This window comes from Corynebacterium sp. CCUG 65737, from assembly GCF_024454115.1.
GTDB lineage: Bacteria > Actinomycetota > Actinomycetes > Mycobacteriales > Mycobacteriaceae > Corynebacterium > Corynebacterium genitalium.
On sequence record NZ_JAGPZB010000011.1, the window covers coordinates 67,375 to 92,979 of the forward strand.

The following is a 25,605-nucleotide window of genomic DNA, read 5'->3' on the forward strand; positions in this document are numbered from 1 at the left end:
CCATGGCCCACGAACGATCGCTCCTTGACCTATCTGACACTCCGTACTGGGAGCTTCCCGGTTTCCAGCGGACCTTCCGTCCCGGCGAGCTCACAGTGGGCCTGTCGCTGCCGATCGAAGAGAACGCCGAGGCCAACCCCACCGACAGCCTGGATAACCAGCTGCGTCTTGTGCAGAAAGCGCAGGACGGTGGGATCGCAGCCGTGTGGGTGCGCGATATCCCGCTGCGCGTGGAGACCTTCGGTGACGTCGGCCAGGTCTATGACCCGTGGATGTATCTGAGCTACCTTGCTGCGCACACGTCCAGCATCGCGCTGGGTACGGCGGCGATTGTGGTGCCCTTCCAGCATCCGCTTTTGCTGGCCAAGCGCGCGGCCACGATTGACCGGCTGTCCGGCGGGCGTTTCCTCATGGGCGTGGCCACGGGGGACAGGCCCGAAGAGTTCCCAGCGTTCGGCATGGATAAAGGCATACGCGCGGAGGTTTTCCGCGAGCATGTGCACGCTTATCGACGCGCCACCACCACCTCCCACAAACCCCTCCGCTGGGAAGTTGCCGGGCAGGGCTTCAAGATGGGCGGAGCGGATGTGGTGCCCAAGCCGTCTGCGTGTGAGGTGCCGTTGCTGGCCACCGGCTCATGCCAGCAGACGCTGCAGTGGCGTGCAGAGCACACCCACGGCTGGTTCATGTACCACAAGGGCCTCGACGTGCAGCGGGTGAACGTGGCGAACTGGAATGCCGCAGTCGCCGAGTGGGCCGCACGCGAGGGCGCCACGGGGCCGGCAGCGTTCAAGCCGTTCGCCGAGTCGCTGTGGCTCGACTTGTCCACCGACCCGGATGAGCCAGCCAGCGGCGGGACTTTCGGCTACCGGCTCGGGCGCAATGTGCTCGTCCAGCTGCTGAAATCACAGCGCAGCATGGGCATTCACCACGTGTCGGTGAACTTCCGCACCTCAACGCGACCGGCCGAGGAGCAGATTGATGAGCTCATCGAGCACGTTTTGCCCGCGCTGCGCTAGGACATCACCTGCTTGAGTGCCTCTTCGAAGCGCTCGACAGCGCGGTCGACATCGCCCCACTTATCCAGGCCGAACAGGCCGATGCGGAAGGTGGAGAAGTCTTCAGCTTCACCAATCTGGAGCGGGACGCCAGCGGCGATCTGCAGACCGGCCTGCTTGAAGGCGGAGCCGTTCTGCTGCTCGGGGGCCGTAGCGTGCATGACCACGATGGAGGAAGCCTCAAAACCTTCGGCGGCGACGGAGCGGAAGCCAGCGTCTGCCAGCACGCCACGGATGCGGCTGCCCAGCTCGACCTGGCGCTCGGTGAGCTGCTCCAGGCCGGTCTCTTGCGCTTCCTTCATCACCTCGAGGTTGTGCTCGATGGTGTCCGTCGGCATCGTCGCGTGGTAGGCAGCGGAACCGCCCACGTACCCCTCAGAAATGGCGGTCCACTTGGCCAGGTCCATGGCGAAAGAGTCGGAGGTGGTGTTGTCCAGCTCGGCTCGGGCAGCTTCAGAGAACATGACGTAACCGGTGGCCGGGGAGCCAGACCAGCCCTTCTGCGGGGCGGTGAGCAAGATGTCCACTCCAGTTGCTGCCATGTCGATCCATTTCGCGCCGGAGGCGACGCAGTCAAGAATCATCAGGCCGCCGGCGTCGTGGGCGGCGCGGGCCAGCTCGGTGATGTAGTCGTCCGGCAGTTCAAGACCGGCTGCGGTTTCCACGTGCGCGGCGATGACGAAGGATGGGCGCTCCTCACGAATGCGGGCGACGGCATTCTCAATTGCCGGCGGGGCGTAGGACGGGCGTGCCTCGTCGGTGGTCGGCTCGGCGCCCAGCACGATTGTCTCGTCGGCGAGCGAACCCATCTCGAAGATCTGGGACCAGCGGTAGGAGAACTGGCCGGTCCGGATGACCAGTGCCTTCTTCCCGCGCACGAACTGGCGGGCGACGGACTCCATAGCGAAGGTGCCGCCGCCGGGGATCACAGCCATGCTGGAGGCGTTGTAGGTGGAGCGCAGAATCTCCTGCAGCTCTTGCATGACGCCGATGAAGCGGGCGGACATGTGGTTGAGAGACCGGTCGCTGAACACGGCCGAGTATTCAAGAAGACCGCCGGGGTCGACGTCGTGGCGGGGGAGCTGGTTGCACGCGGAATCAGTCATGCCCACAACGCTAGCACCAGCAATGCCCTACCATGGGGCCCATTAATAATTAAGGAGAATCAATTATGAACTGGGTCGTCGCTATTGCCGGAGCTGTCATTGGTGCCTTGCTGACGGGGTGGATCCTGTCGATGCTGGGCGTCAGCGGCATCCTTTACACCATCCTCGTCCTGATCGGCTCCGCCTGCGTTTCCTCGCTAGCAGGCACTCTGTACCACCGCAGCAAGATGCGCTAAAGCGCGTTCACACCGCCCGGCAGGTTGACGAGCCGGATGTCGCGCTGGTCTGCCAATGGCTGGAACGTGTCGACGAACCATTGGGACCGCACGCCGGACGCGCAGTAGACAACGACTTCGGAGTGCTCCGGGAGATCGTCGATAAGCTCCGCGGCCATGTTCGGGTGGAGTTCGATGTCGGACGTGGGCAACAAGTGCCCGGGCACCGGCAGGTCTTTAATGGCTTTCTCGTGCGGTTCGCGCACATCGAGCGCGATCGCCTCACCGCGCTCAAGCTTATCGACGAGTGGACCCGCCCCCTCCGGCACCGTGCACACCTCGCCATAATCTGGAGCTACCTTGGTGACCAGCGGTCGGCCTGGATCCCGCGTGACAGTGAACTGGCGGATGGACGCGGTCAGAGCGTCATAAATGTGCAGCTTGCCGGGTGTGGAGTCGCCGATGCCGGTGAGGAACTTCACCACCTCAGTGGACATGAGTCCGCCGACCACCGACGTAGTCACACCGAGCACACCCGCCGTCGCGCAATCCGGCACGGAGTCCGCGTCTGGTTGTTCGGGGTAGAGGTCACGCATGCCAGCTCCGGTCTCAGGTGCACCGGGGCCGGTCCACCACAACGCCACATCGCCGCGGTAACGCAGCACCGAGCCCCACACCAGGGGAGTGCCGGTGATCTCGGCGGCGTCGGCGGCGAGGAACTTGGTGGAGAAGGTGTCGGAGCCGTCGATCAGCACATCGACCCCGTCGAGGAGATCCGTCGCGTTCGACGCATCCAGCCGGCCCTCGATCGTGTCAACGCGGATGCCTGGTTGCAGTTCCCGGAGGCGTTCTGCTGCCACCTCGATCTTCTTCCGCCCAACGTCGGAGGCCCCGAAGAGGATCTGGCGGTGGATGTTGGTCAAGTCGACCATGTCATCGTCGATAAGCGAAATGTGCCCGACGCCTGTCGCCGCAAGCGTCTGCATGATCGGGCACCCCAAGCCACCTGCGCCGATGACGAACACATGGGCGCGCTGAAGCGCTTCTTGCTGCTCAGGCCCGAAGCCGGGCAGGTTCATCTGCCGGGCAGTACGGCGAAGCTCATTCTCGTGTAGATCGCTCATAACCTAAACCTAATCACCATGTCCAAATTACGCTCGGACCCGCTGATCTTCTTCTCCGCGGCCGGATTCATCACAGTCTTCGTCGCCGCCACGATTGGATTCGGCGACTCTGCTAGAGAACTCTACTCCCACGTCTCCGCTTGGATGATGGACCACTTCTCGTGGCTCTACATCGGCGGAGTCTCTGCGGTGTTCCTGTTCCTCATCGTCATTTCCGTCTCCCGCTACGGAAATTTCCGTCTCGGTGATGACGACGACGAGCCAGAGTACTCGCTGCCCGTCTGGTTCTCCATGCTCTTCGCAGCCGGCATGGGCGCGACCCTGATGTTCTGGGGTGCCGCAGAACCGCTGCACCACGCATTCAACCCGCCACGCGGCGGAATGGAGTCCATGAGCGATTCCGCTGTGCGCCAGGCATTCGAGTTCACCTACTACCACTTTGGCATCCACATGTGGGTGATCTTCACCCTGCCGGGGCTGGCCATGGGCTACTTCGTGTAGAAGCGGAAGATGCCCGCCCGCTACTCGTCGATTTTCTCGCCGCTTCTGGGCAAGCGCGTTTACGAGTGGCCGCATCGATTTCCGTGGCGACGGGTCTGGACAAGGGCGTGAAGATTCTGTCCAACCTCAACATCGTCGGTTCCGTGATTCTGCTGGTGTTCCTGGTCTTGGCAGGACCGACGCTGAAGATTGTCCAGCACCTGACCGAGTCCTTCGGCATCTACGCGTCCTCGCTGCCGGAGTTGATGTTCTGGGTCGATGCCAACAACGAGAACCCCGGCTGGCACGCCACCTGGACCGCGTTCTACTGGGCGTGGACGATTTGTTGGTCGCCGTTCGTGGGCATGTTCTTCGCCCGCATTTCCCGCGGCCGCACCGTGCGCCAGTACATCGCCGGTACCATCCTTGCGCCGACCATTTTCGACATTGTCTGGTTCGCCGCCTTCGGCCGCACCGCCATCGAAGTGGAGCGCAACGACCCGGGAGTCCTTACCGGCCCCGTCGTCGAGGACGGCGATACTCCGCAGGCGCTGTTCACTTTGTTGGCGCAGTATCCGCTGTACATGATCACCGGAACGATCGCGCTGGCGGTCATCGTGTTCTACTTTGTCACCTCGATCGACTCCGCCGCCCTGGTGATGGACACATTCGCCACTGGCGAAGAGGAAGCGACGCCGTCCTACTACCGCGTTGCGTGGGCGATCTCTGTCGGCGTGGTCACGGCCGCGCTGCTGTTCATTAACGATTCCGGTATCCAGGCGCTGCAGGAAGTGGTGATCATCATCGCCCTGCCGTTCTTCTTCGTGTACTTCATCATGATGTTCGCCCTGGTCAAGGCGATGGATGATGACGCTGCTGCGGACCGTAAGTTCCGCTCCCGCCAGTGGGAGAAGACGGACACCCCGGAGAAGTACGAGGAAGCTGAAGCGAAGCCCGCGCCGGGCTATGACGAAGAGGGCAATGAGATCGACCGCCCTGAGCTCGAATACGACTACGACAACGAGACGTGGCGTCTCACCGAGACCCTCGTCATCGAAGGCGAGGCCGAGACCGAAGACGGCGATGAGGAAGTCGTCGAGGTCGAAGTCCCCGAGGGCACCCCAGTTGAGATCGACACCGTCGAGCCAGCAGGGTCGACGAAGGTTGAGGGTGAGCGCTAGTCAGCGCTCACCGGGGGGCTTTGCGGCGTCATCGGCCCGACGGTGGTCGGGTGGCCCAACGGCTCAACGTGAATGATCGTTTCGGCCCCGCCCAGGGCTGCGGCAATGCCTTCTTCGACAGCGTCAGCGTGGTCGTGGGACTTATCCACGGTCCACTGACCCGGCACCTGCATCACCAGGTCAACGAAGCGCTGACGGCCTGCGGCTGTCGTGCGCACGGAGGTGAACTCAACGCCGTGAGCAGCGGAGTAGTCAGCGAGGAAGGACTTCACAGTAGCGACCTCATCCTCCGGCAGCGTCTCCGCCAGTAGACCCAGGATGGCCCCGCGCAGCAGGGAGTAACCGGTGAACAGGATGTTCGCACCGACCAGCAGGGCGACGATCGGGTCGAGGATCTCCCAACCTGTCAGCCACACCAATGCCATGCCCACGATGACGCCGACGGTGGTCCACACGTCGGTGATCAGGTGACGCCCGTCCGCGTCGAGGGTGGTGGAGCGGTACTTCTTGCCGGCGCGGATGAGCACAATCCCCACACCAGCATTGATGGCGGTGGCCACGATGGAGAACACCAAGCCGATGCCGAGCTGCTCTAGCGGCTGAGGGTTGATGATGCGCCCTACCGCGGTAATGATGATGACCACCGACGCCACCAGGATGAGGAAGCCTTCCACCTGCGCAGCGAAGTATTCGGCGCGGGCGTGGCCAAAGTTGTGGTTGTCGTCTGCCGGCTTCGCGGCCAACTTGATTGCCCACAATCCGACGCTCGCGGCGACGAGATTGATGGTCGATTCGATCGCGTCTGACAAGAAACCGACCGACCCGGTCACCCAGGCCGCAACGAGTTTCAGGCCGATGACAAAGACCGATGCGGCAATGGACAGCCACATGAACCGTTCCAGCAGTTTCTGCTCGTCCATGAGTTCTAAAGCACCTGGTCTGCCCAGCTTGCTAGCCCTTCAAAGCTTGACGACGCCACCGCGTGCTCCCTCTTCGGAATCCGCCCAGCCCCACGCGCAGCCGAACCGGCCTCGACTGCAAGACGCATCGCCCGCGCCATCGCTTCGGGGTCCTGGGACCGGTTGACGGCGCTGGCGAGCAGCACGCCTGAGCAGCCGAGTTCCATGGCCAGGGCGGCGTCCGAGGCGGTGCCAACTCCAGCGTCGACAAGCACAGGAACCTCGGCCCGCGAGCAAATGAGCTCGATGTTGTGCGGGTTGAGAATGCCCAGGCCCGTGCCAATGGGCGAACCCAGCGGCATCACGGCCGCCGCACCGATGTCCTCGAGCTTCTTCGCGGCCACTGGGTCATCAGAGCTGTAAGCGAGGACGGTGAAGCCTTCATCGATGAGCATCTCGCACGCGTCGACGGTCTCCACGACGTCGGGCAGTAGCGTGCGGTCGTCCGCAATGACCTCGAGCTTCACCCAGTCGGTGCCCAGCGCCTCACGCGCGAGCTTCGCGGTGATCACGGCGTCGCGGGCGGTGCGGCACCCAGCGGTGTTGGGCAGGGGAGCGATGCCGAGACGTTCGAGCAGGTCGAAGACGCTCTCACCCTGCTCGCCGTCGTTCTTCTGGGCAGCAAAGCGGCGCATCGCGACTGTCGTCAGCTCTGTGCCCGATGCGACAAGCGCACGCTCGAGCATGTCCTGCGAGGTTGCCCCGCCAGTGCCCATGATCAGGTGCGAGTCGAACTGCGTGCCGGCGATCTCGAGCACGCCTAGCCTCCCTGGACAGCGGTGAGGATGTCCACGTGGGCGCCGTCCTCAAGCACGCGGGTGGACCACTCCGACTGCGGCACAACATCGCCGTCGATGGCGACAGCAGTGCCCTTCGGCACCTCGCCTAGGCGCTCTTCCAGCAGTTTCTGGACGTCGGTGGCGTCGGTGGTGATGTTTTCGTCGTTGACGATCAGGTTCATTCTTGCCTCCTGTGGCGCATTGGATCGCAGGCTTTCAAGTCTACGGACGGCTCCTGCTTTTCGACGAGCTCAGCCCCGCACCGAGCCCCCACCGCCGCGAGCAAGATACCGTGCCGGAAGTACCCCGTGGACACGACCACTCGGTCACTGACTCTGCCGAGGTATGGCAGGTCGTCGGGGGAGCCCGGCCGTGCACCGGCATGGGTTTCCACGATGTCGCAGTCTTCGATGGCGGGCAGGATCTCAATCCCGTCACGCAGCAGTTGGAACACGCCTCCGGCCTGCGGGTCGGGGCGGTTGTCTTCCCGGGTGGTCGCACCGAGGGTCAGCCCGTCGCCGTCGCGCGGAATGACATAGATGGGCCGGTCCTCGACGAAGCCGCGGATCACCCGGTCCGCCAACGGGCGCTGGTGCTCCGGCACGCGCAGCTCCACCATGTCGCCGTACACGGGGCGCAACTTGAGCGGGTTCTCGCCCTCGAACCAGCCGGTGGTCTCTCGGGCGCCGAGGCCGTTGGCCAACACAATCTGGTCCGCATCGAGTTCATCGACGTCATGGATCGCTTCGTGGATGAAGGTGACGTTTGCGTTGCGGCAGGCGTCGATAAGCGCCTCTGCGAACAGCCGCGGGCGGACCTGGTGGTCACCGGGGATGTGCACGGCGCCGGCAATAGCGGGATGGAGCGCGGGCTCGAGCGTGCGGGCCTCGCGGGTGGTCACGCGCTCGGTAGTCATGCCGTGCAGTTCCTGGTATTCCTGCAGCTCCTCAAGGTGCGTCTTGTCCGCGCGATCCTTGGCCACGACGATCGTGCCGTCGGTCCGGTAACCGGTGGGCTTATCTGTGTGCTTTGCGGTGAGCTCGATGAGCTCGGGGTACCACTGTCCAGCCGCAATCATGAGCGGGAAGAGCGGGTCCTGCTTGTACACGACCTCTGCGGCGGGGGCGAGCATGCCGCCCGCGTGCCACGTCGCGCCGCTGACCGGATCAGGGTCATAGACAGTGACGCTGTGGCCGCGGTCCGCTAGCGTCAGAGCGGTGGACAGGCCAATGATGCCTGCCCCAACGACTGCAATATTCCCTGCCATATTGCCATCCAGCCTACGCCTTTCTCAGGACTTCAGAGCCAGCCATTGTCGTTGCAGGTGCGTGCGGCAGCGTAGCGGTTGGGCGCGCCGGTCTTGGTCATGATGGCCGAGATGTGGTTGCGCACCGTCCCAGTTGAGAGGTTCAGCCGTGCTGCGATCTGCTTGATCTCCGCGCCGGTGAGGGCTTCGCGGGCCACCTCGACCTCCCGGGCAGTCAGTGGCGACGGTGGGGTGAACAGGGATTCTTCCGCAACCTGCGGGTCGACCACCCGCATGCCAGCGTGAGCGCGCCGTACTGCGTCGGCGAGCTGATCCGGGGGAGTGTCCTTGACGATGAACCCCGCGGCCCCAGCCTCCAGGGCTGTGCGCAGGTATCCGGGCCGGCCGAACGTGGTGACAATGACTACCTTGCACGGCGACCCTGCCAAGTCAGCGGCGAGTTCCAACCCGGTCCGGCCGGGCATTTCAATGTCGAGCAACGCCACATCCACGTTGTGTTCCCGCACTGCCTCGACAACGCCCTCACCCGAACGGCAGGTGGCTACGACCTCAATATCCTTCTCGAGGTTGAGCAGGGCTGACAGCGCCCCCACCAGAAGCCCTTGATCGTCGGCGATGAGCACCCGGATCATGCTGTCACCTCCAGCCGCGTTCCGGAATCGGTGGGTGGAACCACGAGTGAACCGCCCGCAGCGCTCACCCTGTCGGCGATGCTCCCCAGACGCGTGCCCGGCGGCAAGCCGATGCCATTATCGGCCACGACCAGCCTGTGCGGAGTTACGTCGATCTCGCACTCCGTCGCCTGGGAGTGCCGAATCACGTTGGTCACCGCCTCTCGCAGCACCCATCCGAACAGTGACGAGTCGGTGGCGCCGTGAACGTTGATCCGCGGCTCGATTCCAGCCGCCGCCAGTGCCGAGCTCGCCGCTTCCACCTCGGCGGTCAACGACGGCGTGTGGGTTGTCCGCACAGCACGCCGGACGTCCTCAAGTGATTGGCGGGACAGCTCCACGATCTCATCCAACTCCTTCGCCGCTTCTTGCTTGTCGACGTCCACCAGCCTGCGCGCCAGCGACGTCTTCACATTGATCACGGTCAGCGAATGACCCAATAGATCGTGCACGTCCCAGTAAATCGACTCGCGTTGTCGCGCCAGCTCGAGCTCAGCGGCGAGGTGGACGCGCTCGTCGCTAAGCCTGGTCGCGCTGACCTGCGTTCCTACCGTCACCGCGATGAGCACGGACGCGCCGAAGAATATCCAGGTTGTCAGGGTGCCCGTGAAGAACACGTAGATACCGAACGCTGAGATGATGGCGAGATCCACGATCGTGTGCATGCGCACCGGCATGAGTGATCCGGTCACGGCCGTGATGTACGGCAGCATTGTTGCCCCCCAGACCCCCATGATGGCGGTCACTCCGATAATGGGGATCAGCAGGGCAATCACCCACAACGCCGCGTTGACGGTGTCGTTGCGGTGTGCCCGGATTGTGTGCGCGCACAGGTACACCGCCCCGAAGACCACGATCAACGGAGCGCCCGCAGCGTATTGCCAGGCGGGGCGCTCCATGGCGAACAAGCCGGCGAGCGGGCTGACCAGAAGGATCAGCCAGATGCCGGCTTCGATGAGGTGGTAGCGGCTCCCGTTCGTTTCTTGGGTCACGCACGCCCTTTCTCACGGCTATCCAAGGCCAGACTGATCACAGCGAAAATGACTGTCCAGGCAATGATACTGAGCATGGGTTGCCACAGGGGGTCGGTGACTTGGAAGGGTTCGTCCTGGATCAGCTGGAGCCCTTCGGCCACAGGCCACCGCGACAGCATGGTGGCGCCGTACATCGGGGTGAACCGAGAGAAGTCGATCAAGTTGCTCGTCAGCGGGAACAGGGTGTTTCCAGCGAAGGCCAACAGAGTGACTGAGGTGGCGGCGATCGAGACTGCTGTGAGGGACTTCAGCGATTGCGCCCAGACCAAACCGTAGAAGCCGAAAGGCAAGGACACGGCGACGGTGATGAGGAAGCTCCAGAACCACGCGCTGGCGTCCATTTCCGCGTCGACTAACGCGCCAGTGAGGAAGACGGCGGCTACAGGAAGCACGACGTTAACGATGATGACGAGCAATCTCGCCACCGCAATCTGCATGTTCGTCAGTGGTGTCAGTGCGAGTTGCCGCCCCCATCCACTGTTGTGCTCCACGACCACCAAGGACGACTGGGAGACAGCTCCTGAGATGCCCGCGTAGAGGGCCATCCCGAGCATGACGAAGGCGGCGACATTGCCGTTGCCCAGTTCATCGGTTGAATACTGCTGGGCAGCACCGAAAATGAGGTAGAGAATCACCGGAAGAACGATGTTGAAGAACAGCGAAGAGGCATCGGATTTGAGGCGTTTGAGGTTGTGCAGTGCGAACTTCAGGGTGGTCATGGCTGCTCCTTATCTGAGGTGAGCGCGATGAAGGAGTCCTCTAGGGACGTTCTGGTGATGGTCAGGTCGTGAGCATCGGTCTCGGTGAGTAGTTTCCGGGCGTAGGAATCGGCGTCGCTGGTGGTGACGTCGATAAGCCCCTGCGATGACTGCGCTGTGACCCGCTTCTTGTTCGCGTCGGCAGTGAGTCGGTCTGTCGGCCCATCCGCGATGACCTGGCCGTGGTCAAGCACGATGATGCGTTCGGCCAAGTTCTCCGCTTCTTCGAGGTAGTGCGTGGAGAAGATGATGGTGCGTCCAGAGTGGGCCTGGGCGCGCATCGTGTCCCAGAACTCGTGGCGGCTGGTGGCGTCCATCCCGGTGGTTGGTTCGTCGAGGATGAGAATGTCCGGCTTGCCCAGCAACGCTATCGCGAAACGAATGCGCTGTTGCTCGCCGCCAGAGCATTTGCCCACCCGGCGGTTCTGAATCTTGGTGAGATTCGCCTGCTCGATCGCGGCCTCCACGCCGATGGAATCGCGGTGCGTGGAGTTGATCATGGCCAGGGTGTCTTTGACGGTGACAGTGTCGAGGAGACCGCCGGTCTGCATCACCGCACCGATGCGTGCGTCCCGGATGGCCTGTGCCGGGGTCATGTCGGCCACGCGTACTGTGCCACTTGTCGGCTTGGTCAATCCGAGAATGAGGTCAACCAGGGTTGTTTTGCCTGCTCCGTTGCGCCCAAGCAGGCCGACGATTTCACCGCGGCCAATGCTCAGGCTGACATCTTCAACGGCTTTCACCGATCCGAAATGCTTGCTCACGTTCTGTGTTTCGATCATGCTTCACATTCCACTGCGCGCCGGGAAGGCGAGCGTAGCCCTGCTGTCACGATCTCGGCGTGACAGTTGTCATGGGTGTTAGCCTGGGGTCGAGATTGCGAACCGATCGAAAAAAGGAGCATTAGCTATGTTCACCCGTTCCCGCGACGAAGTGGAAAAGGTCGAGTGGGGCGGCGGCACCTCTGAGCGTGTTGTCACCGCCAAGGACAACATGGGCTTCGCCATCGCCCACACTGTCGTCCGTGCTGGCACTGAGTCCAAGCTGCAGTACCGTAACCACCTCGAGGCTTGCTACTGCATCGGCGGTTCCGGCGAGGTCGAGGACACCGAGGGCAACGTGTACCCCATCACTCCGGGCACGGTGTATGTGCTTGATGAGCACGACGCCCACTACCTCCGCGGCGGCAAGGACGAGGATCTGATCCTCGTCTCCGTGTTCAACCCGGCCATCACCGGCGACGAGAAGCACGAGCTGACTGAGGACGGCTTCAGCTCCTACTAAACACGGTAAAACCCCAGGGACTCCGCAATGCGGAGTCTCTTTTTGTGTGAAAGGCCTGCTGCGAGCACCATGGGCAGTATGAACACTGACCGAATCCGCCGCGCCGTTCTCATCGTGGCGCTGCTGAACCTGCTCTACTTCTTCGTCGAGTTCGCCGCAGCTGTAGTGATTGGCTCAGCCTCGTTGTTCGCCGACTCGGCCGACTTCCTCGAGGACACGGCGATCAACCTGCTGGTCTTCTTTGCCGTGGCGTGGCCGGCGTCGCGCCGTCGAAAAGCAGGAAGCGTGCTCGCGGCGCTCATCCTGATTCCTGCGATCGCAGCGATCGTGATGGTTGTGACTAAGATTCTCAACCCGGAACCGCCATCTGCGGAAGGGCTGACTGCGGTGGCATTCGGTGCGCTGGTGGTCAACGTCATTTGCGCAGTGATCTTGCTGCAGTTGCGGGAGCAGGGCTCGTCACTCGCGACAGGTGCGTGGCTCGCGGCGCGTAACGACGCCCTTGCCAACATCCTCATCATTCTCGCCGGTCTACTCACCTTCGTATGGCCGACAGCGTGGTTCGACATCGTGGTCGGCGCGATCATCGCCGCGGTGAACCTCTCCGCCGCCAAGGAAGTGTGGGAAGAAGCGCGCGAGGAGCACGATTCTGTCGAGGAAGCCTTCGCGGAAATGGAGGACTAGCTCCACCGCGCTTGCCTCCGCTCTAAAACCCCAGGGACTCCGCAATGCGGAGTCGTGCTTTGCAACTGGTTCGAATATGTGAGCGACAGTTGTTCGGGTTGTTGTGTAGAGTTGGGGTAATCGACAACGTGGGGCATTGACAAGGGTGGTGGTCAGTATGAACATACTGGATGAAGAGCTGGATCTGGAGTGGTTGGCTGAGGAAATCGTGGCTACGTACGTTACGGTTGTGTGTTCGAAAGCGCGGCTGCTGATTCTGATTGGCGATTTCGATCACATGGGGTTAGCGAATGAGTGCGGAGCGACGAGTACGGCGGCCTGGCTAATCAGGCGACTCGGGGTATCGGAGTCGACGGCGCATGAGTACGTGAGTGTTGCACGGCAACTGAACGATTTCCCATACCTGACGGAGATGTTCCTCGACGGTAACCTGAGCTACTCCGCGGTGCGTCTACTGCTCAAGTACCTGACCGCTGACAATGAGTTCGAGCTGGTGAAGATGGGCATGGAGCTCAACTACCACGGTCTGGAAAGCGCTCTCGCTGGAAAGCCCAAACATAAGGAGTCGAAGGAGGAGGGCAAGGAGTATTACCTGCGGCTGAAGCAGGAAACAGACGGTGACTTGAAGTTGTGGGGGAGGCTCAACGCCGCAGATGGTGAAGCTTTCAAGGCTGCGCTCAAAATTGGGCATCTCGCGTTCGCTGCCGAGGATGGGGAGCTAGAGAAGCTACTGGGTGGGGATGGGGTGGTCGACAATGAGAAGGTAGATGAGCTCATCCATGAAAAAGAGAAGGATGAGGAGGTTCGACAGGCAAAGCGGGAGGTGTCAGGCTTCGGTTTGCCGACGCCGCGCGCCCTGGTCTTCTCCCTCATGGGAATCGTGAACATGGCCCGTACAAAACCCATCAGCACACTCCGAGCGCCTGGCGCGCACGTGAACGTCATGATGACCGTGGACGGGCGAGCCTACTTGCCCAACAATGCAGGAGCGACGACCGAGACGCTGGAGCATCTCGTATCCAACGCCTTAGTCAGGCTGGATACGGTGAGTAATCAGGGCCTGATCCTGAACACCGGTCGGTCAACCCGCCTAGCAACGGACGGGCAAGTCAACGCGCTCATGGCTATGTGGGGCGGGCAGTGCGCGACTCCGGGCTGTACGCATCGACGCTTCATTGAAATGCACCACATCCGCGACTGGGCTGAAGGCGGCATGACCGACCTGGATAATCTGTTGCCCTTATGTTCCGGATGCCACTCTCTGGTCACAGAGGGATACACGACCATCACGCGCCATGGCGATGAGATCGTCTTCGAGTTCCGCGACGGTTCCAAATACGTCTCTTACAACCATTCCCTGCCCGTTCGGAATGACGGTTACGAGATTGCTGATTTCGATGAACCCCTGTGGGCCGACAGTTTCGCCGGATAAAGTAGTTCGGAACATGTCACCAACCGCAGAAGGGAACAGCGATGTCCACTGCAGTAAACGATCGCGACGACTCTGAGGTTACGGCTAAACGACGGTCAGGCTGGCTCGGTCCGGGCCTGCTCATTAGTGCCTCGTTCATTGGCCCGGGCACAGTCACCACGGCGACGGCCACGGGTGCGAGCTACGGTTTCGCGCTGACATGGGCGATCGTGTTCTCGATCGTGGCCACGATCATCCTGCAAGAAATGTCTGCGCGCCTGGGACTCATGGGTGGGTTGAGCACGGGCGAAGCAATGCGCGAGACGTTCGAGTCACCAGTGGCGAAGCTGCTGATGATCGCGCTCATTGTCACGGCGATCGGCATCGGCGGCGCCGCATACGCTGGCGGTGACACCACGGGTACAGCCCTCGCGCTTTCCGACGTCACCGGCCTGAGCATCCCTGTCCTGTCCTGCATCATCGTCGCTGTGATCGTTGTCCTTCTGCTGACCGGCAGCTACAAGGTCATCGAGAAATTCATGACTGCGCTCGTGATCATTCTGGCGCTGATCTTCCTCATCACCGCAGTGGCAGTGAAGCCGGATCTCGGCGCAATGCTCAAGGGAATTTTCGTGCCGGGCCTTCCAGACGGCTCGGTGCTCACGGCGATCGCGCTGATCGGTACGACAGTGGTGCCCTACAACGTCTTCCTCCACTCCAACCTGGTCCAGGAAAAGTGGGGCGATGAGCCGGGGGAGCTGGGGCTGAAGAAAGCTCGTGTGGACAACATCGTGTCCATCTCCGTCGGTGGCCTGATCACCCTGGCGATCCTGGCGACGGCGGCCGCCACACTCTTCGTGCAGGGTGTCGAAGCCGAATCCGCTGCTGACCTGGCGGAGCCACTGCGCCCGGTGCTCGGCGACTTCGCGCCGTGGGCGTTGGCGATCGGTCTGTTCGCGGCTGGCCTGACCTCGGCTATCGCCGGCCCGCTTGGCGCTGCCTACGCGATCTCCGGCGTGCTCGGCTGGTCCTCCGACCTGAAAGACAACAGGTTCCGCGCGATCTACCTGGCCGTGGTGCTCATCGGGCTGGTGATCGCGGTGACCGGTGTCAACCCGATCCAAGTGATTGTCCTGGCGCAGGCAGCCAACGGCATCCTGCTGCCAGTGGTGGCGTTCTTCTTGCTCTACACCATGAACAACAAGAAGCTGCTGGGAGACAACGCCAATGGCCTCGCCTCCAACATCCTCGGCGGCTTCATCTTCTTGGTCACCGTGGTGCTCGGCGGGTACTCGCTGTATAGCTTGTTCTAGCGGGATTGCTTGCCCCTGTCGAAGGCGGCGATCACGCGCTCAACGTACGCCTGCGGATCCTCGGCGTTCATGATGCCGCGGACGATAGCTACGCCGTCAACGCCGGCTGCGGCGAGGTCAGCGGCATCGTCGACGGTGACGTCGCCGATGGCGACGACGGGCAGCGAAGATGCAGCGACGAGCGGCGGATAGCCCTCCAGCCCCAGCGGTTCGCGGCCGGAGTCCTTCGTCGGAGTCGCGCGGAACGGGCCGGCACCGATGTAGTCGATGACGTCGGCGTACTGGTTGGCATCCTGCACGAGGTCCAAAGTCCCGGTGGTCAGACCGATGATGGCATCGGGCCCAAGCAGCTCCCGCGCGATGCGCGGATCGAGGTCGTCCTGGCCGATGTGCACGCCGGCGACGTTAGGAACGCGGGCCTGGCGTAGGGCGAGGGCGACGTCGGCGCGATCGTCGATAAGCACGTGCGTGGCGGGGTTGGCCTCGTAGACAGCCTCTGCGACGGCCTGACCGAGCTCGAACAGCGATCGCGCGCTGATGGGTTTGCTGCGCACTTGGATCATTCCGGCGCCACCAGCGGCGGCTGCGCGCGCAGTGCCGACGATGTCAGGCCCCTGGCCGGTGATGAAGTAGCAGCGGAGATCAAGCTCAGTCATTGCGCAGCGCCTCGATGAGCTCGTCCTTGGTCATGTCGGATCGGCCGGGGATGTCCAGCTCCTGCGCGCGGGAGTAGAGCTCCTCGCGCGTCCAGTCATCGTAGGAGCCAGACTCGCCGCCCTTCGCACCGACATCGGAGCGCGAAGAATTCGTCGCCGCGTTAGCGATGGCCGCCGCCTTCGACTTCGAATTGCCCTCCTGGCGGAGGCGTTGGTACAGCTCCCCGTCCTTGACCGACGGGCCGCCGGGCGTGTTCTCCGGGTGCTTGTCCTGCGTCATGTGGGCCATTGTAGGCCTCCGCGTAGGGTTCGATCCGCCCCGTGCGCCCGTAGGCGAGGCGGCGGTGGACCCATTCGAACGGGCCGGGGGTGTTTGTGGCTTCGAGGATGACCGCAAGCACCAGGGTGATCAACCAGACGCCGGCGGCGATGAGGAGCTTTTCCGAGATGGTGCTGTCCACGCCGAGACCGAAGCCAAAGGGCATGACCAGGATGATGAACAGGAAGGACTGGGCGACGTAGCCGGACATTGAACGCTTACCCAACGCGACAAAGGGGTACAAAATCTTCGGGGCAGCGACTGGATGCCCGGCTGCGGCATCGTCGTACATGCGCTTCTGAATCCCGTTCGTGGCCAACGCGATCAGCGCCAGGATGCCGGGGCCGGTGAATGTGCCCAAGCCCATATTGAGGGCCATGAAGACCTGATCCAATTGGTCGTTAATGACACCCATCGCCGCTAGGCCCCACGGTATGCCGACAGCGAGGCTGATGACTACAGCGAGCGTGGCCCAAAAAGTGAGCGTTCTTCGGTGCGCGTCGACGTTGGCCAGAACCCCCTCCCGCGCCCAGATGAACCCGATGAGCATGACGCATAGGACCGCGAGAACGGCGAACGTCGAGTTCACCATGAAAAATGGTGCTTGTTGGATAGTCGTGATGAAGTAGGTGCCGGCTGTGGTGATTTGCTCAGTTGGGGTGAACTCTGGCACGACGTCCACACCGGCGAGGGCGGTAATCACCGACATCGTCGACAGGAGCAGGGCGATGCAGAAGGACACCGCAGCAAAGATGCGCAGTGTCTTCGAACTGAGCTTGATCATCGTGGCGATGAGCATTCCCGCCAAGCCATAGGTGAACATGATGTCGCCGTTGAACAGCAGGTACATGTGCAGTAAGCCGAAGACGGCGAGGATGCCGTAGCGTTTAACCAGCATGCGTGTGGCTTTGCCCACTGGGTAGTTCTTCCGGTGCAAGCTCGAAGTGAGTAGCCCGATGCCGAAACCGAGCAGGGTAGCGAACATTGGCAGGCCTCGAGTGTGGACGAGCATGCCCGAGAACAGGGCAGCGAAACGGTCTGAAGCACTGTCTGGGTCTACCCAGCCGAGGCTCTTACCAATGGCACCCTCAGGGGAGTTCATAATCCAGAAGGTGGTCAGATTCGCCATGGCGATCCCCCAAAGAGCCAGCCCGCGAGCGAGATCGGGGACAACGAGGCGAGGGGGTTTCTGGGTGGGAGCAGGTGCGGTCATGACAGTCTCCTTAGAACAGCATCATGCAGCAAGTTGTTGGTGGCCACCGCGTCACCGCCGTGCGGGCCATCCTCGCCGGCGCGTGAGGTGAACCTCCCGCCAGCCTCGGTGACCAGAACAGACAGTGCTGCGAGATCCCACAGCGACACTTCGGGCTCCGCAGCGATGTCCACCGCACCTTCTGCCACCAGGCAGTAAGAGAAGAAGTCGCCGTAGCCGCGCAGCCGCCACACATCGTCAGTCAGGGAGATCAGTTGGTCGCGCAAGCCGCGGTCGCGCCAGCCACTCAAGGACGAGATGCTTATCGACGCATCCTCCAACTCCGCAACGCCCGACACCCCGAGCCGCTTCACGCTGCCGTCGGAAAACGTGCGCCACGCGCCGGAGCCCTGGCTGGCGTACCAGCGGCGGGCAAGGCCTGGAGCACTGATTACGCCGACGACGGGCTTGCCGCCGTCAAGCAGCGCGATGAGGGTGGCCCACACGGGCACACCGCGCACGAAGTTCTTGGTGCCATCAATGGGGTCAATGACCCATTGGCGGCCTTCGAATTGCACGTCGCCACCGAACTCCTCACCAAGGACCGCGTCGGATGGGCGGGCAGATTCCAGCTTGGCGCGCAGTGCAGCCTCCACGGCGATGTCCGCGTCGGAGACCGGGGTCATGTCCGGCTTCGAGTCGACTTTGAGGTCGGCGGACTCGAATCGGTCGAGGGTGATGCCGTCGGCAAGCTCCGCGAGCTCGAGTGCGAGCGCGAGATCATCTGAATAGGTGGTCATGGCGCTCAATCCTAGCGAGATCGGGGCGTTGTTACTGGAGCAAAAGTGCTGCCACCTCATCCACCACTTGGCTGTTGCCCGCCACGCACCAGGTCACTCCACCAGCGTCGACCTTGATGGCCTTCCCGCCAGCGCCTTCGACGAGCGCTTTGCCGGGCAGCCAGTCCCAATCCGCGACCGAATGCTGGATCCAGCCGCCGATCCCACCGGAGGCTACCGTCGCCAAATCAACCGAGCCTGCGCCCCACATGCGCACCGTGGCGGCCTGGCTCGCAGCTCGCATCCAGGCGCCCCGAATGTCCGCGTTGTCCATGTCGCGCGGGTGCAGGTAGGTGGCTAGTGCGAGCTGGGTCAGCGGTGCGTTCTCCAAGTGGGGGAGCTGTTCACCGTTGCGCTCGGAGGTTCCGTCGTGCGCCACCCAGGTCGTGTTCAATGCGGGGCGCGTGACAGCGCTGGTGAAGATGCGTTCTGGATCGCTGGGCGCTCCTTCGACAAGCGCGAGCGCAGAGCAAAAGTAATCCGAGCCGCACGAGAAGTTGTACGTCCCGTCGACCGGGTCGATCACCCACGTGCGACCCGAAGTAGATTTCTTGGCCGCGCCCTCCTCGCCCAGGATGCCGTCGTCAGGGCGCAGCGCCATCAACGCGTCGGCCACGAAGCGCTCCGCGGCCATGTCAGCCTGCGTGACCACATCCGACACGGAGGTTTTTTGCGACGTCTCCAAACCTTCGTTGCGCATATGCAAGGCAAGCTCCCCGGCCGTGCGGGTCAGCGCCGCGGCGAGCTCGTGGTCGGGGGCGTCAGTATGGCTTTCGATGAATGCTGCGGTAGACACAGCAGCCATTATCCCCGAATTACTCCTTCACGTAGACGTTCGAGCCGAGCTCGCGGAACTCCTTGGCCATCTCGCGCTCGCCGCGGCGGAAATCCTCCCCGCCCGCGAAGGTGGGGATGCCCAGGTCGGCGATGAGCTTCTTGTTCTCGTCATCCAGCGCCTCGTCGATGGCATCACTGAACTCGTCGCGGATGTCCTGGCTGATGCGCATGGAGCAGAACTTCGGGCCGCACATGGAGCAAAAGTGCGCTGTCTTCGCGGGCTCAGCCGGCAGCGTCTCATCGTGGTAGGCCTGCGCGGTCTCCGGGTCGAGGGAGAGAGCGAACTGGTCGTTCCAGCGGAACTCGAAGCGCGCCTTACTCATCGCGTCGTCCCAGTCACGGGCGCCCGGGTGGCCCTTGGCCACGTCGGCAGCGTGTGCGGCGACCTTGTACGTGATCACACCAGTCTTGACGTCATCCTTGTTGGGCAGGCCCAGGTGCTCCTTCGGGGTGACGTAGCACAGCATCGCGGTGCCGCCCATGGCGATATTGGCGGCGCCGATCGCAGAGGTGATGTGATCGTAGCCTGGGGCGATGTCGGTCACCAGCGGGCCAAGGGTGTAGAACGGCGCGCCGCCGCACCACTCCTCTTCCTTCTCGTTGTTGACTTGGATCATGTTCAGCGGGACGTGGCCCGGACCCTCGATCATGACCTGGACATCGTGGTCCCAGGCGCGCTTGCATAGTTCGCCGATGGTTTTCAGCTCAGCGAACTGTGCAGCATCGTTGGCGTCGGCGACGGAGCCGGGGCGCAGACCGTCCCCAAGCGAGAAAGCGATGTCGTACTGGGCGAAAATCTCGCACAGCTCGTCGAAACTCTCGTACAGGAAGGATTCCTTGTGGTGCGCGAGGCACCAGCCGGCCATGATCGAGCCGCCGCGGGAGACAATGCCGGTCACGCGCTTCGAGGTCAGCGGAACGTACGGCAGGCGCACGCCGGCGTGGACAGTCATGTAATCAACGCCCTGCTCAGCCTGCTCGATGACGGTGTCGCGGAAGATCTCCCACGTCAAGTCCTCAGCGACGCCACCCACTTTCTCCAGCGCCTGGTAGATCGGCACCGTGCCGATGGGAACCGGGGAATTGCGCAGGATCCACTCGCGAGTGGTGTGAATGTCGTTTCCGGTCGACAAGTCCATGACCGTGTCCGCGCCCCAGCGGGTGGCCCAGCGCAACTTGTCTACTTCCTCACGGATGGAGGAGGTCACCGCGGAGTTGCCGATATTCGCGTTGATCTTGGTCAAGAACGCATTGCCGATAATCATCGGCTCGCTCTCCGGGTGGTTAACGTTGTTCGGGATGATTGCGCGGCCAGCGGCGACTTCCTCGCGGACTTTCTCCGGAGAGCAGTGTTCGCGCAGTGCCACAAAGCGCATTTCGGGGGTGATCTCGCCGCGGCGTGCGTAGGCCATTTGGGTCACGCGCTTTCCGCTTTTCGCGCGCAGGAGCTCGCGCTTAGCCCCGCGCCACTCTTCGCTAGCGGCTCCGCGTTTCATAGCGCGGACACCGTCGTCCTCGAGGTTGCGCTCGCGGCCGGTGTAGCTCTCCACGTCGCCGCGGCCTTGGATCCACTCGGTACGCAGATCCGGCAGACCCTCTTCCGGCTCGGCCCACGGGCCGCGGGTGCGGTAGATCTTGAACGGCGCGTTCGGGCCGGTCGGTGAGTCATCGAGCTGGATTTCCGTCTCCGGGACTTCCAGACCATCTTCCACGATCGGCGCGTACGAGTGCTTCAGGTGAATTTCCTGGGCGTAGATGTCGGCCATTGCCTCTCCTTTACTTCCTTCGCTGGTGCTAACCAGACAGGTTCGAACGGTGCTCGCACGGCCTATCAGTGCGATCTCAGCCCGCTGCCGCGGGCGCCCGTGTGGGGGTGTAGTTCGAGTCTATCGTCTCCTACTACACTGCGCTTACATGAATCCCGACACCAGCAACCGCATCCAGTCGCTCGAGCAGACCCTGACCACCATTGAGAAGGTCATGGACCTCGACGAGATGGATGCCCGGGCGCGCGAGCTGGAGCAGCAGGCCGCCGACCCGAGCCTGTGGGACGACCCCGAGCACGCTCAGAGCGTGACCACTGAACTCTCCAGCGTCCAAGCGCGCGTGCGCAGGGTGCGCAGCCTACGCCAGCGTATCGACGACTTGCCCGTCATGTACGAGCTCGCCGCGGAAGAGGGCGATTACACGCTTGCCGAGGATGAACTCGCTGACCTGACCACGGCCGTCGAAACCCTCGAAGTGACCACAATGTTGTCGGGCGAGTACGACCAGCGCGAAGCGGTGGTGAACATCCGCTCCGGAGCAGGCGGCGTCGACGCGGCGGATTGGGCAGAGATGCTCATGCGCATGTACATCCGTTGGGCGGAGAAGAACGGGCACAAGGTCGATGTCTACGACATTTCCTACGCCGAGGAGGCCGGCATCAAGTCGGCGACGTTCGTCGTGCACGGCGAGTACATGTACGGCCAGTTATCCGTCGAGCAGGGTGCGCACCGGTTGGTGCGCATCTCGCCGTTCGACAACCAGGGGCGCCGTCAAACCTCCTTCGCCGAAGTCGAAGTTCTGCCGGTGGTGGAGAAGACTGACCACATCGACATCCCGGACTCGGAAATCCGCATCGACGTCTATCGCTCGTCCGGTCCTGGTGGCCAATCGGTCAACACCACCGACTCGGCGGTGCGCATCACCCACGAGCCCACCGGCATTGTGGTGACCTGCCAAAACGAAAAGTCGCAGATTCAGAACAAGGCCTCCGCCATGAACGTCCTGCAGTCCAAGCTGCTTGAGCGCAAACGGCAGGAAGAAAAAGCTGAGCTCGACGCCCTCGGTGCTGGCGGCAACGCCAGCTGGGGCAACCAGATGCGCTCCTACGTCCTCCACCCGTACCAAATGGTCAAAGACCTACGCACCAACTACGAAGTAGGCGACCCGCAGAAGGTGCTCGATGGCGACATCGACGGGTTTCTGGAAAGCGGCATCCGCTGGCGCATGGCTGAGCAGCAAGAAGCAGAGGTCTAATCCTTCCTCGGCCCCATCCAGTCACGAATTAGATTCACTTCCCCTGTGAATGTCCTCCAAAGTCGGTGGACCTGCGGTTATGGGGCGCGTGATTTCTAACCGGCGCGATCTGTCACTAGAGTGACACGGGTGATCACTTTCTCCAACGTGACAAAGGTGTACCCGACGTCCACGCGGCCGGCGCTCGACGACATCTCCGTCGACATCGAAAACGGGGAGTTCGTCTTCCTCATCGGCCCGTCCGGCTCGGGCAAATCGTCCTTCCTGGAATTGCTCATCCGCGAAGAGAACGTCACCTCCGGCGACATTTACTTCGACAAATTCCACGTCAACGCCCTCAAGGGGAGCGAGGTGAACAAGCTGCGTCAGTCCATCGGATATGTCTTCCAGGACTTCCGGTTGCTGCCGAAGCTCAACGTCTACGACAACGTTGCATTCGCCCTCGAGGTGATCGGTAAGTCGAAGACGAAGATCAACAAGCTTGTTCCGGAGGCCCTCGAGATTGTTGGGCTCGATGCCAAAGCGAACCGGATGCCGAATGAGCTTTCCGGCGGTGAGCAGCAGCGTGTGGCGATCGCGCGCGCGTTTGTCGACCGCCCTCGGCTTTTGCTTGCCGACGAGCCTACCGGCAACCTCGACCCCTCCACCGCCGACGACATCATGGCGTTGCTCGCCCGGATCAACCGGATGGGAACGACAGTGGTGATGTCCACGCACAACGCCCGTGCGGTCAACGACATGCGCAAACGCGTCATTGAGCTCCACCTGGGCAAGCTCATCCGCGACGATAAGCACGGTGTCTACGGGAGGGAAAGCTAATGAACTGGAACTTCATCTTCCGTGAGGGCTTCCGCGGTTTGGGCCGCAACCTCACCATGACGGTCGCGCTGATCATCACCACGGCTCTGTCCTTGGCGCTCGTGGGCGCCGGCATCCTCATGTCACAGGTAACCAGCGAGACGAAGGACCTGTATCTCGACCGCGTCGAAGTCATGGTTGAACTCAGTGATGAGGTTTCGGAGACGGACAAGGATTGTTCGTCGCAAAGCTGCACGCAGGTGCGCGATATCTTGCAGGCCGATGAACGCGTCGAGTCAGTGACTTTCCGCAACCGTGATCAGTCCTACGAGCGCTTCGTTGAGCTGTTCAAGGAGTCTGACCCGGTCCTGGTGGAGGAGACATCCCGCGATTCGATGCCGGCTGCACTGCACGTGCGGCTGGAGGATCCGACGGATACGTCGCCGATTGATGCTGTCCGCGACCTGCCCCAGGTGACCTATGTCGCCGATCAGGCCAGTGATGTCCGCGGTCTCGCTGACTCGATGGATTCGTTCCGCAACGCCACCTTCATCATCGCGGCGGCTCAGGCGCTTGCTGCGATCTTCCTGATTTCGAACATGGTGCAGCTGGCGGCGTATTCGCGCCGCGAGGAAATCAGCATCATGCGCATGGTGGGTGCCAGCCGCTGGTTCACGCAGGCCCCGTTCATTCTCGAGGCAGCTCTCTCGGTGCTCATCGGCGGGATCATCGCTACGGTTGGCGTGTGGCTGATCAAGACACAGATTGTCGACCAGATGCTCGACCCCGTCTACCAGAATCTGCTCATTGCCCGTCTGCCGGATTCCGCGGTGTGGACCGTTATGCCGCTGGTCAGCCTCGCCGCGCTGGTCGTGTCCGGCCTTGTCGCGCAGGTCGCGCTGCGCTCCTACGTCCGGAAGTAGCCTATGGCCAAGAAGAAGAAAACCGACGGCTCCAACGTCATTGCTTCCAACCGCAAGGCGCGCCACGATTACACGATCCTGGATACCTACGAGACAGGCATCGTGCTGCAGGGCACGGAGATCAAGTCGCTTCGCGACGGCAAAGCGTCCCTCGTCGAAGCCTTTGCCACCATCGACAACGGTGAAGTGTGGCTGCGCAACCTGCACATCCCCGAGTATTCGATGGGGTCGTGGACGAACCACTCACCGCGCCGCACCCGCAAACTGCTGCTGCACCGTCGCGAGATTGACACCCTCGAGGGCAAACTGCGCGACGGCAATCGCACCCTCGTTCCCCTGAAGCTCTACCTCAAGGAGGGCCGGGTCAAGGTCGAGCTTGGTCTGGCCCAAGGTAAACAGGATTACGACAAGCGCCGCGCCATCAAGCAGCGCACCGAGGACCGCGAGATCACCCGTGATCTGGGGCGGAAGCTGAAGGGGATCAAGGCTTAAGCCTGTTTCCACCTAGACTGGGTGGCATGAAAACAGCGTTAGTGACAGGGGCGTCCCGCGGTATCGGCCGCGCGATCGCGGAGGAGCTGGGTAAAGACCACCACATCATCGCCGGGGCGTCGCGCGACGCGTCCGACATTGTCAGTGTGCTGCCCAGCGCTGAGCCGTTTGAGGTTGACCTACGCGACACCGAGGCGCTGGCCGAGGCTGTGTCGCGGATCGAGAACGTCGATGTCGTGGTGCTCGCCGCAGGTGTCCTGCACAAGGACCCCTTCGAGCAGATCACAGACGAGCAGTGGCGCGAGACGATGGACATCAATGTGCTCGCGCCCGTCACGCTCACGCGCGCATTGCTGCCTGCTTTACGACGATCAGGCGGCCTCCTTGTCACCATCAACTCCGGCGCCGGCTTCCACGGCGTGGAAGAGAACACCGCCTACTGCGCCTCGAAGTTCGCGCTGCGCGGCTTCACTGATTCGCTCAGACTGGAAGAAAAGGGGCGCATCCGCGTGACCTCGATCCATCCGGGCCGGACCGACACCGACATGCTGGCGGACCCGAAGCACGGCGACCGGCCGAAGATGGACGCGAGCAACGTGGCCAACGCCGTGCGCTTGGCGGTCGACGCGGGGCCGGGCGCGACTGTCGAGCACTTGCGTGTTGCCCCGTCAGGGATGTAAAGTAACTGCTCCTGCGGTGTTACTGTACGTTCCCGCCGCAGGAGGGAAGTGAAGTTCACTCCAAGGGGATGACTTGGTTTCGACTTCGCCGACTAAGCCAGGGGAAGCGTGCCGGTGCAGGCTGGAGACCACCGATTGAAGCGTCGCAGCATGTTATAAGCGCAGAGAAGAACTCTCAGCGTGACTACGCCCTCGCTGCCTAAGTAGCGACCGCGTGTCTGTCAGGCCGGGCTCGCTCCCGTCCCGGACCCTGGCATCGACTAGGGAGCTTGCCCTTCCACCGTGTCAGTGCGGTGATTGAAGGGGACACCTCTCACTGACTGGGCCCATCATCCGGACATGTTCGCCTGATCCGGAGGGTCGAGCAGAGATCTGTGCGGACTGCGCACGGAGAAGCCCTGGCGCGGTGGCGAAGGACGCGGGTTCAATTCCCGCCATCTCCACAACTGTCATCAGTCGCGACATTGTTGACAGATGAGTCGCGACATGGTGGACAAACCGGCGTCTTGGTGTTTATTTTTTCC

The 25,605-nt window shown here is 62.5% G+C and carries 27 protein-coding genes, 1 other RNA gene, 1 pseudogene and 1 riboswitch; of the genes and pseudogenes, 13 read left to right on the forward strand and 16 right to left on the reverse strand.

Annotated features, from left to right (window positions below; genetic code table 11):
- The first annotated feature begins 2 nt into the window (after positions 1-2).
- Entirely contained in the window at positions 3-1,019 is a 1,017-nt protein-coding gene (locus KBX17_RS09160; RefSeq protein WP_256019519.1) for an LLM class oxidoreductase, read from the forward strand.
- Here KBX17_RS09160 and KBX17_RS09165 read toward each other — a convergent pair.
- Positions 1,016-2,164: an aminotransferase class V-fold PLP-dependent enzyme gene (locus KBX17_RS09165; RefSeq protein ID WP_256019520.1), complete on the reverse strand. Its 1,149-nt coding sequence runs from the start codon at positions 2,162-2,164 to the stop codon at positions 1,016-1,018. The genes KBX17_RS09160 and KBX17_RS09165 overlap by 4 nt on opposite strands.
- A 65-nt stretch (positions 2,165-2,229) precedes the next feature.
- Between KBX17_RS09165 and KBX17_RS09170 the strand changes: the two genes are divergently transcribed.
- On the forward strand, positions 2,230-2,400 hold the full coding sequence (locus KBX17_RS09170) for a hypothetical protein (protein ID WP_005291562.1): 171 nt from the start codon (positions 2,230-2,232) through the stop codon (positions 2,398-2,400).
- Here the strand turns inward: KBX17_RS09170 and KBX17_RS09175 are convergent.
- The gene (locus KBX17_RS09175) at positions 2,397-3,503 is read right to left on the reverse strand and encodes a ThiF family adenylyltransferase (RefSeq protein ID WP_256019522.1); all 1,107 of its coding nucleotides are present in this window, start codon (positions 3,501-3,503) and stop codon (positions 2,397-2,399) included. The two genes, KBX17_RS09170 and KBX17_RS09175, sit on opposite strands and share 4 nt — an antisense overlap.
- An 18-nt stretch (positions 3,504-3,521) precedes the next feature.
- Here KBX17_RS09175 and KBX17_RS09180 point away from each other — a divergent pair.
- Positions 3,522-5,164 (forward strand): annotated as a pseudogene (locus KBX17_RS09180) (BCCT family transporter).
- Here KBX17_RS09180 and KBX17_RS09185 read toward each other — a convergent pair.
- From KBX17_RS09185 to KBX17_RS09220, 8 genes are read right to left on the reverse strand one after another with little or no spacing between them, the layout of a single operon-like run.
- Positions 5,161-6,084, reverse strand: a complete 924-nt coding sequence (locus tag KBX17_RS09185; protein ID WP_256019523.1) for a cation diffusion facilitator family transporter — start codon at positions 6,082-6,084, stop codon at positions 5,161-5,163. The pseudogene KBX17_RS09180 and the gene KBX17_RS09185 sit on opposite strands and share 4 nt — an antisense overlap.
- Positions 6,085-6,089: 5 nt before the next feature.
- Positions 6,090-6,881, reverse strand: a complete 792-nt coding sequence (locus KBX17_RS09190; RefSeq protein WP_256019525.1) for a thiazole synthase — start codon at positions 6,879-6,881, stop codon at positions 6,090-6,092.
- A 2-nt stretch (positions 6,882-6,883) separates the two neighbouring features.
- Positions 6,884-7,084 carry a sulfur carrier protein ThiS gene (gene thiS / locus KBX17_RS09195; RefSeq protein WP_256019526.1) on the reverse strand — a complete coding sequence of 67 codons (201 nt, stop codon included), beginning with the start codon at positions 7,082-7,084 and terminating at the stop codon, positions 6,884-6,886.
- Positions 7,081-8,169, reverse strand: a complete 1,089-nt coding sequence (gene thiO, locus KBX17_RS09200; protein ID WP_256019528.1) for a glycine oxidase ThiO — start codon at positions 8,167-8,169, stop codon at positions 7,081-7,083. The genes thiS and thiO overlap by 4 nt, the downstream gene beginning before the upstream one ends.
- 32 nt (positions 8,170-8,201) lie before the next feature.
- Positions 8,202-8,801, reverse strand: coding sequence for a response regulator transcription factor (locus KBX17_RS09205; protein WP_256004691.1), 600 nt, complete (start codon positions 8,799-8,801; stop codon positions 8,202-8,204).
- Complete coding sequence (locus tag KBX17_RS09210; protein ID WP_256019530.1) at positions 8,798-9,832, reverse strand: histidine kinase; 1,035 nt, start codon at positions 9,830-9,832, stop codon at positions 8,798-8,800. The genes KBX17_RS09205 and KBX17_RS09210 overlap by 4 nt, the downstream gene beginning before the upstream one ends.
- Entirely contained in the window at positions 9,829-10,593 is a 765-nt protein-coding gene (locus KBX17_RS09215) for an ABC transporter permease (protein WP_256019531.1), read from the reverse strand. Before KBX17_RS09215 ends, KBX17_RS09210 begins: the two co-directional genes overlap by 4 nt.
- On the reverse strand, positions 10,590-11,414 hold the full coding sequence (locus tag KBX17_RS09220; protein WP_256019533.1) for an ABC transporter ATP-binding protein: 825 nt from the start codon (positions 11,412-11,414) through the stop codon (positions 10,590-10,592). The genes KBX17_RS09215 and KBX17_RS09220 overlap by 4 nt, the downstream gene beginning before the upstream one ends.
- A gap of 127 nt (positions 11,415-11,541) precedes the next feature.
- Here KBX17_RS09220 and KBX17_RS09225 point away from each other — a divergent pair, with 127 nt between their 5' ends.
- The 4 genes from KBX17_RS09225 (at position 11,542) to KBX17_RS09240 (ending at position 15,324) form a co-directional block, all read left to right on the forward strand.
- Positions 11,542-11,916, forward strand: a complete 375-nt coding sequence (locus tag KBX17_RS09225; protein ID WP_255997969.1) for an ectoine synthase — start codon at positions 11,542-11,544, stop codon at positions 11,914-11,916.
- 78 nt (positions 11,917-11,994) lie between these two features.
- On the forward strand, positions 11,995-12,600 hold the full coding sequence (locus KBX17_RS09230) for a cation transporter (RefSeq protein ID WP_255997968.1): 606 nt from the start codon (positions 11,995-11,997) through the stop codon (positions 12,598-12,600).
- A gap of 157 nt (positions 12,601-12,757) precedes the next feature.
- A complete protein-coding gene (locus KBX17_RS09235; RefSeq protein WP_256019534.1) occupies positions 12,758-14,032 on the forward strand; it encodes an HNH endonuclease signature motif containing protein in 1,275 nt (424 codons plus the stop codon).
- A gap of 41 nt (positions 14,033-14,073) precedes the next feature.
- Positions 14,074-15,324, forward strand: coding sequence for an Nramp family divalent metal transporter (locus KBX17_RS09240; protein ID WP_256019536.1), 1,251 nt, complete (start codon positions 14,074-14,076; stop codon positions 15,322-15,324).
- Here the strand turns inward: KBX17_RS09240 and KBX17_RS09245 are convergent.
- The 6 genes from KBX17_RS09245 to thiC form a co-directional block, all read right to left on the reverse strand.
- Positions 15,321-15,980: a thiamine phosphate synthase gene (locus KBX17_RS09245; RefSeq protein WP_256019537.1), complete on the reverse strand. Its 660-nt coding sequence runs from the start codon at positions 15,978-15,980 to the stop codon at positions 15,321-15,323. The two genes, KBX17_RS09240 and KBX17_RS09245, sit on opposite strands and share 4 nt — an antisense overlap.
- Positions 15,973-16,260, reverse strand: a complete 288-nt coding sequence (locus KBX17_RS09250; protein ID WP_256019539.1) for a Rho termination factor N-terminal domain-containing protein — start codon at positions 16,258-16,260, stop codon at positions 15,973-15,975. The genes KBX17_RS09245 and KBX17_RS09250 overlap by 8 nt, the downstream gene beginning before the upstream one ends.
- A complete protein-coding gene (locus KBX17_RS09255) occupies positions 16,142-17,512 on the reverse strand; it encodes a DUF418 domain-containing protein (protein WP_256019540.1) in 1,371 nt (456 codons plus the stop codon). Before KBX17_RS09255 ends, KBX17_RS09250 begins: the two co-directional genes overlap by 119 nt.
- Positions 17,509-18,291, reverse strand: coding sequence for a histidinol-phosphatase (gene hisN, locus KBX17_RS09260; RefSeq protein WP_256004678.1), 783 nt, complete (start codon positions 18,289-18,291; stop codon positions 17,509-17,511). The genes KBX17_RS09255 and hisN overlap by 4 nt, the downstream gene beginning before the upstream one ends.
- A 31-nt stretch (positions 18,292-18,322) precedes the next feature.
- Positions 18,323-19,135 carry an inositol monophosphatase family protein gene (locus KBX17_RS09265; RefSeq protein WP_256019542.1) on the reverse strand — a complete coding sequence of 271 codons (813 nt, stop codon included), beginning with the start codon at positions 19,133-19,135 and terminating at the stop codon, positions 18,323-18,325.
- Positions 19,136-19,145: 10 nt separating this feature from the next.
- Positions 19,146-20,933: a phosphomethylpyrimidine synthase ThiC gene (gene thiC, locus KBX17_RS09270; protein WP_256019543.1), complete on the reverse strand. Its 1,788-nt coding sequence runs from the start codon at positions 20,931-20,933 to the stop codon at positions 19,146-19,148.
- Positions 20,931-21,044: riboswitch (TPP riboswitch) on the reverse strand. Its footprint overlaps the gene before it by 3 nt.
- 37 nt (positions 21,045-21,081) lie before the next feature.
- Between thiC and prfB the strand changes: the two genes are divergently transcribed.
- The 6 genes from prfB to ssrA all read left to right on the forward strand — a co-directional run bounded on the left by prfB (position 21,082) and on the right by ssrA (position 25,527).
- Positions 21,082-22,188: a peptide chain release factor 2 gene (gene prfB, locus KBX17_RS09275; protein WP_256004673.1), complete on the forward strand. Its 1,107-nt coding sequence runs from the start codon at positions 21,082-21,084 to the stop codon at positions 22,186-22,188.
- A gap of 129 nt (positions 22,189-22,317) precedes the next feature.
- Positions 22,318-23,007 (forward strand): cell division ATP-binding protein FtsE, encoded by a 690-nt coding sequence (ftsE, locus tag KBX17_RS09280; protein ID WP_005291511.1) that lies wholly within the window; start codon positions 22,318-22,320, stop codon positions 23,005-23,007.
- Positions 23,007-23,909 (forward strand): permease-like cell division protein FtsX, encoded by a 903-nt coding sequence (gene ftsX / locus KBX17_RS09285; protein ID WP_256019545.1) that lies wholly within the window; start codon positions 23,007-23,009, stop codon positions 23,907-23,909. Before ftsE ends, ftsX begins: the two co-directional genes overlap by 1 nt.
- A gap of 3 nt (positions 23,910-23,912) precedes the next feature.
- Positions 23,913-24,401 carry an SsrA-binding protein SmpB gene (gene smpB / locus KBX17_RS09290; RefSeq protein ID WP_005291508.1) on the forward strand — a complete coding sequence of 163 codons (489 nt, stop codon included), beginning with the start codon at positions 23,913-23,915 and terminating at the stop codon, positions 24,399-24,401.
- 26 nt (positions 24,402-24,427) lie between these two features.
- The gene (locus KBX17_RS09295; RefSeq protein ID WP_256019547.1) at positions 24,428-25,081 is read left to right on the forward strand and encodes an SDR family oxidoreductase; all 654 of its coding nucleotides are present in this window, start codon (positions 24,428-24,430) and stop codon (positions 25,079-25,081) included.
- 64 nt (positions 25,082-25,145) lie between these two features.
- Positions 25,146-25,527: a transfer-messenger RNA gene (ssrA, locus tag KBX17_RS09300) on the forward strand.
- Positions 25,528-25,605: the final 78 nt, after the last annotated feature.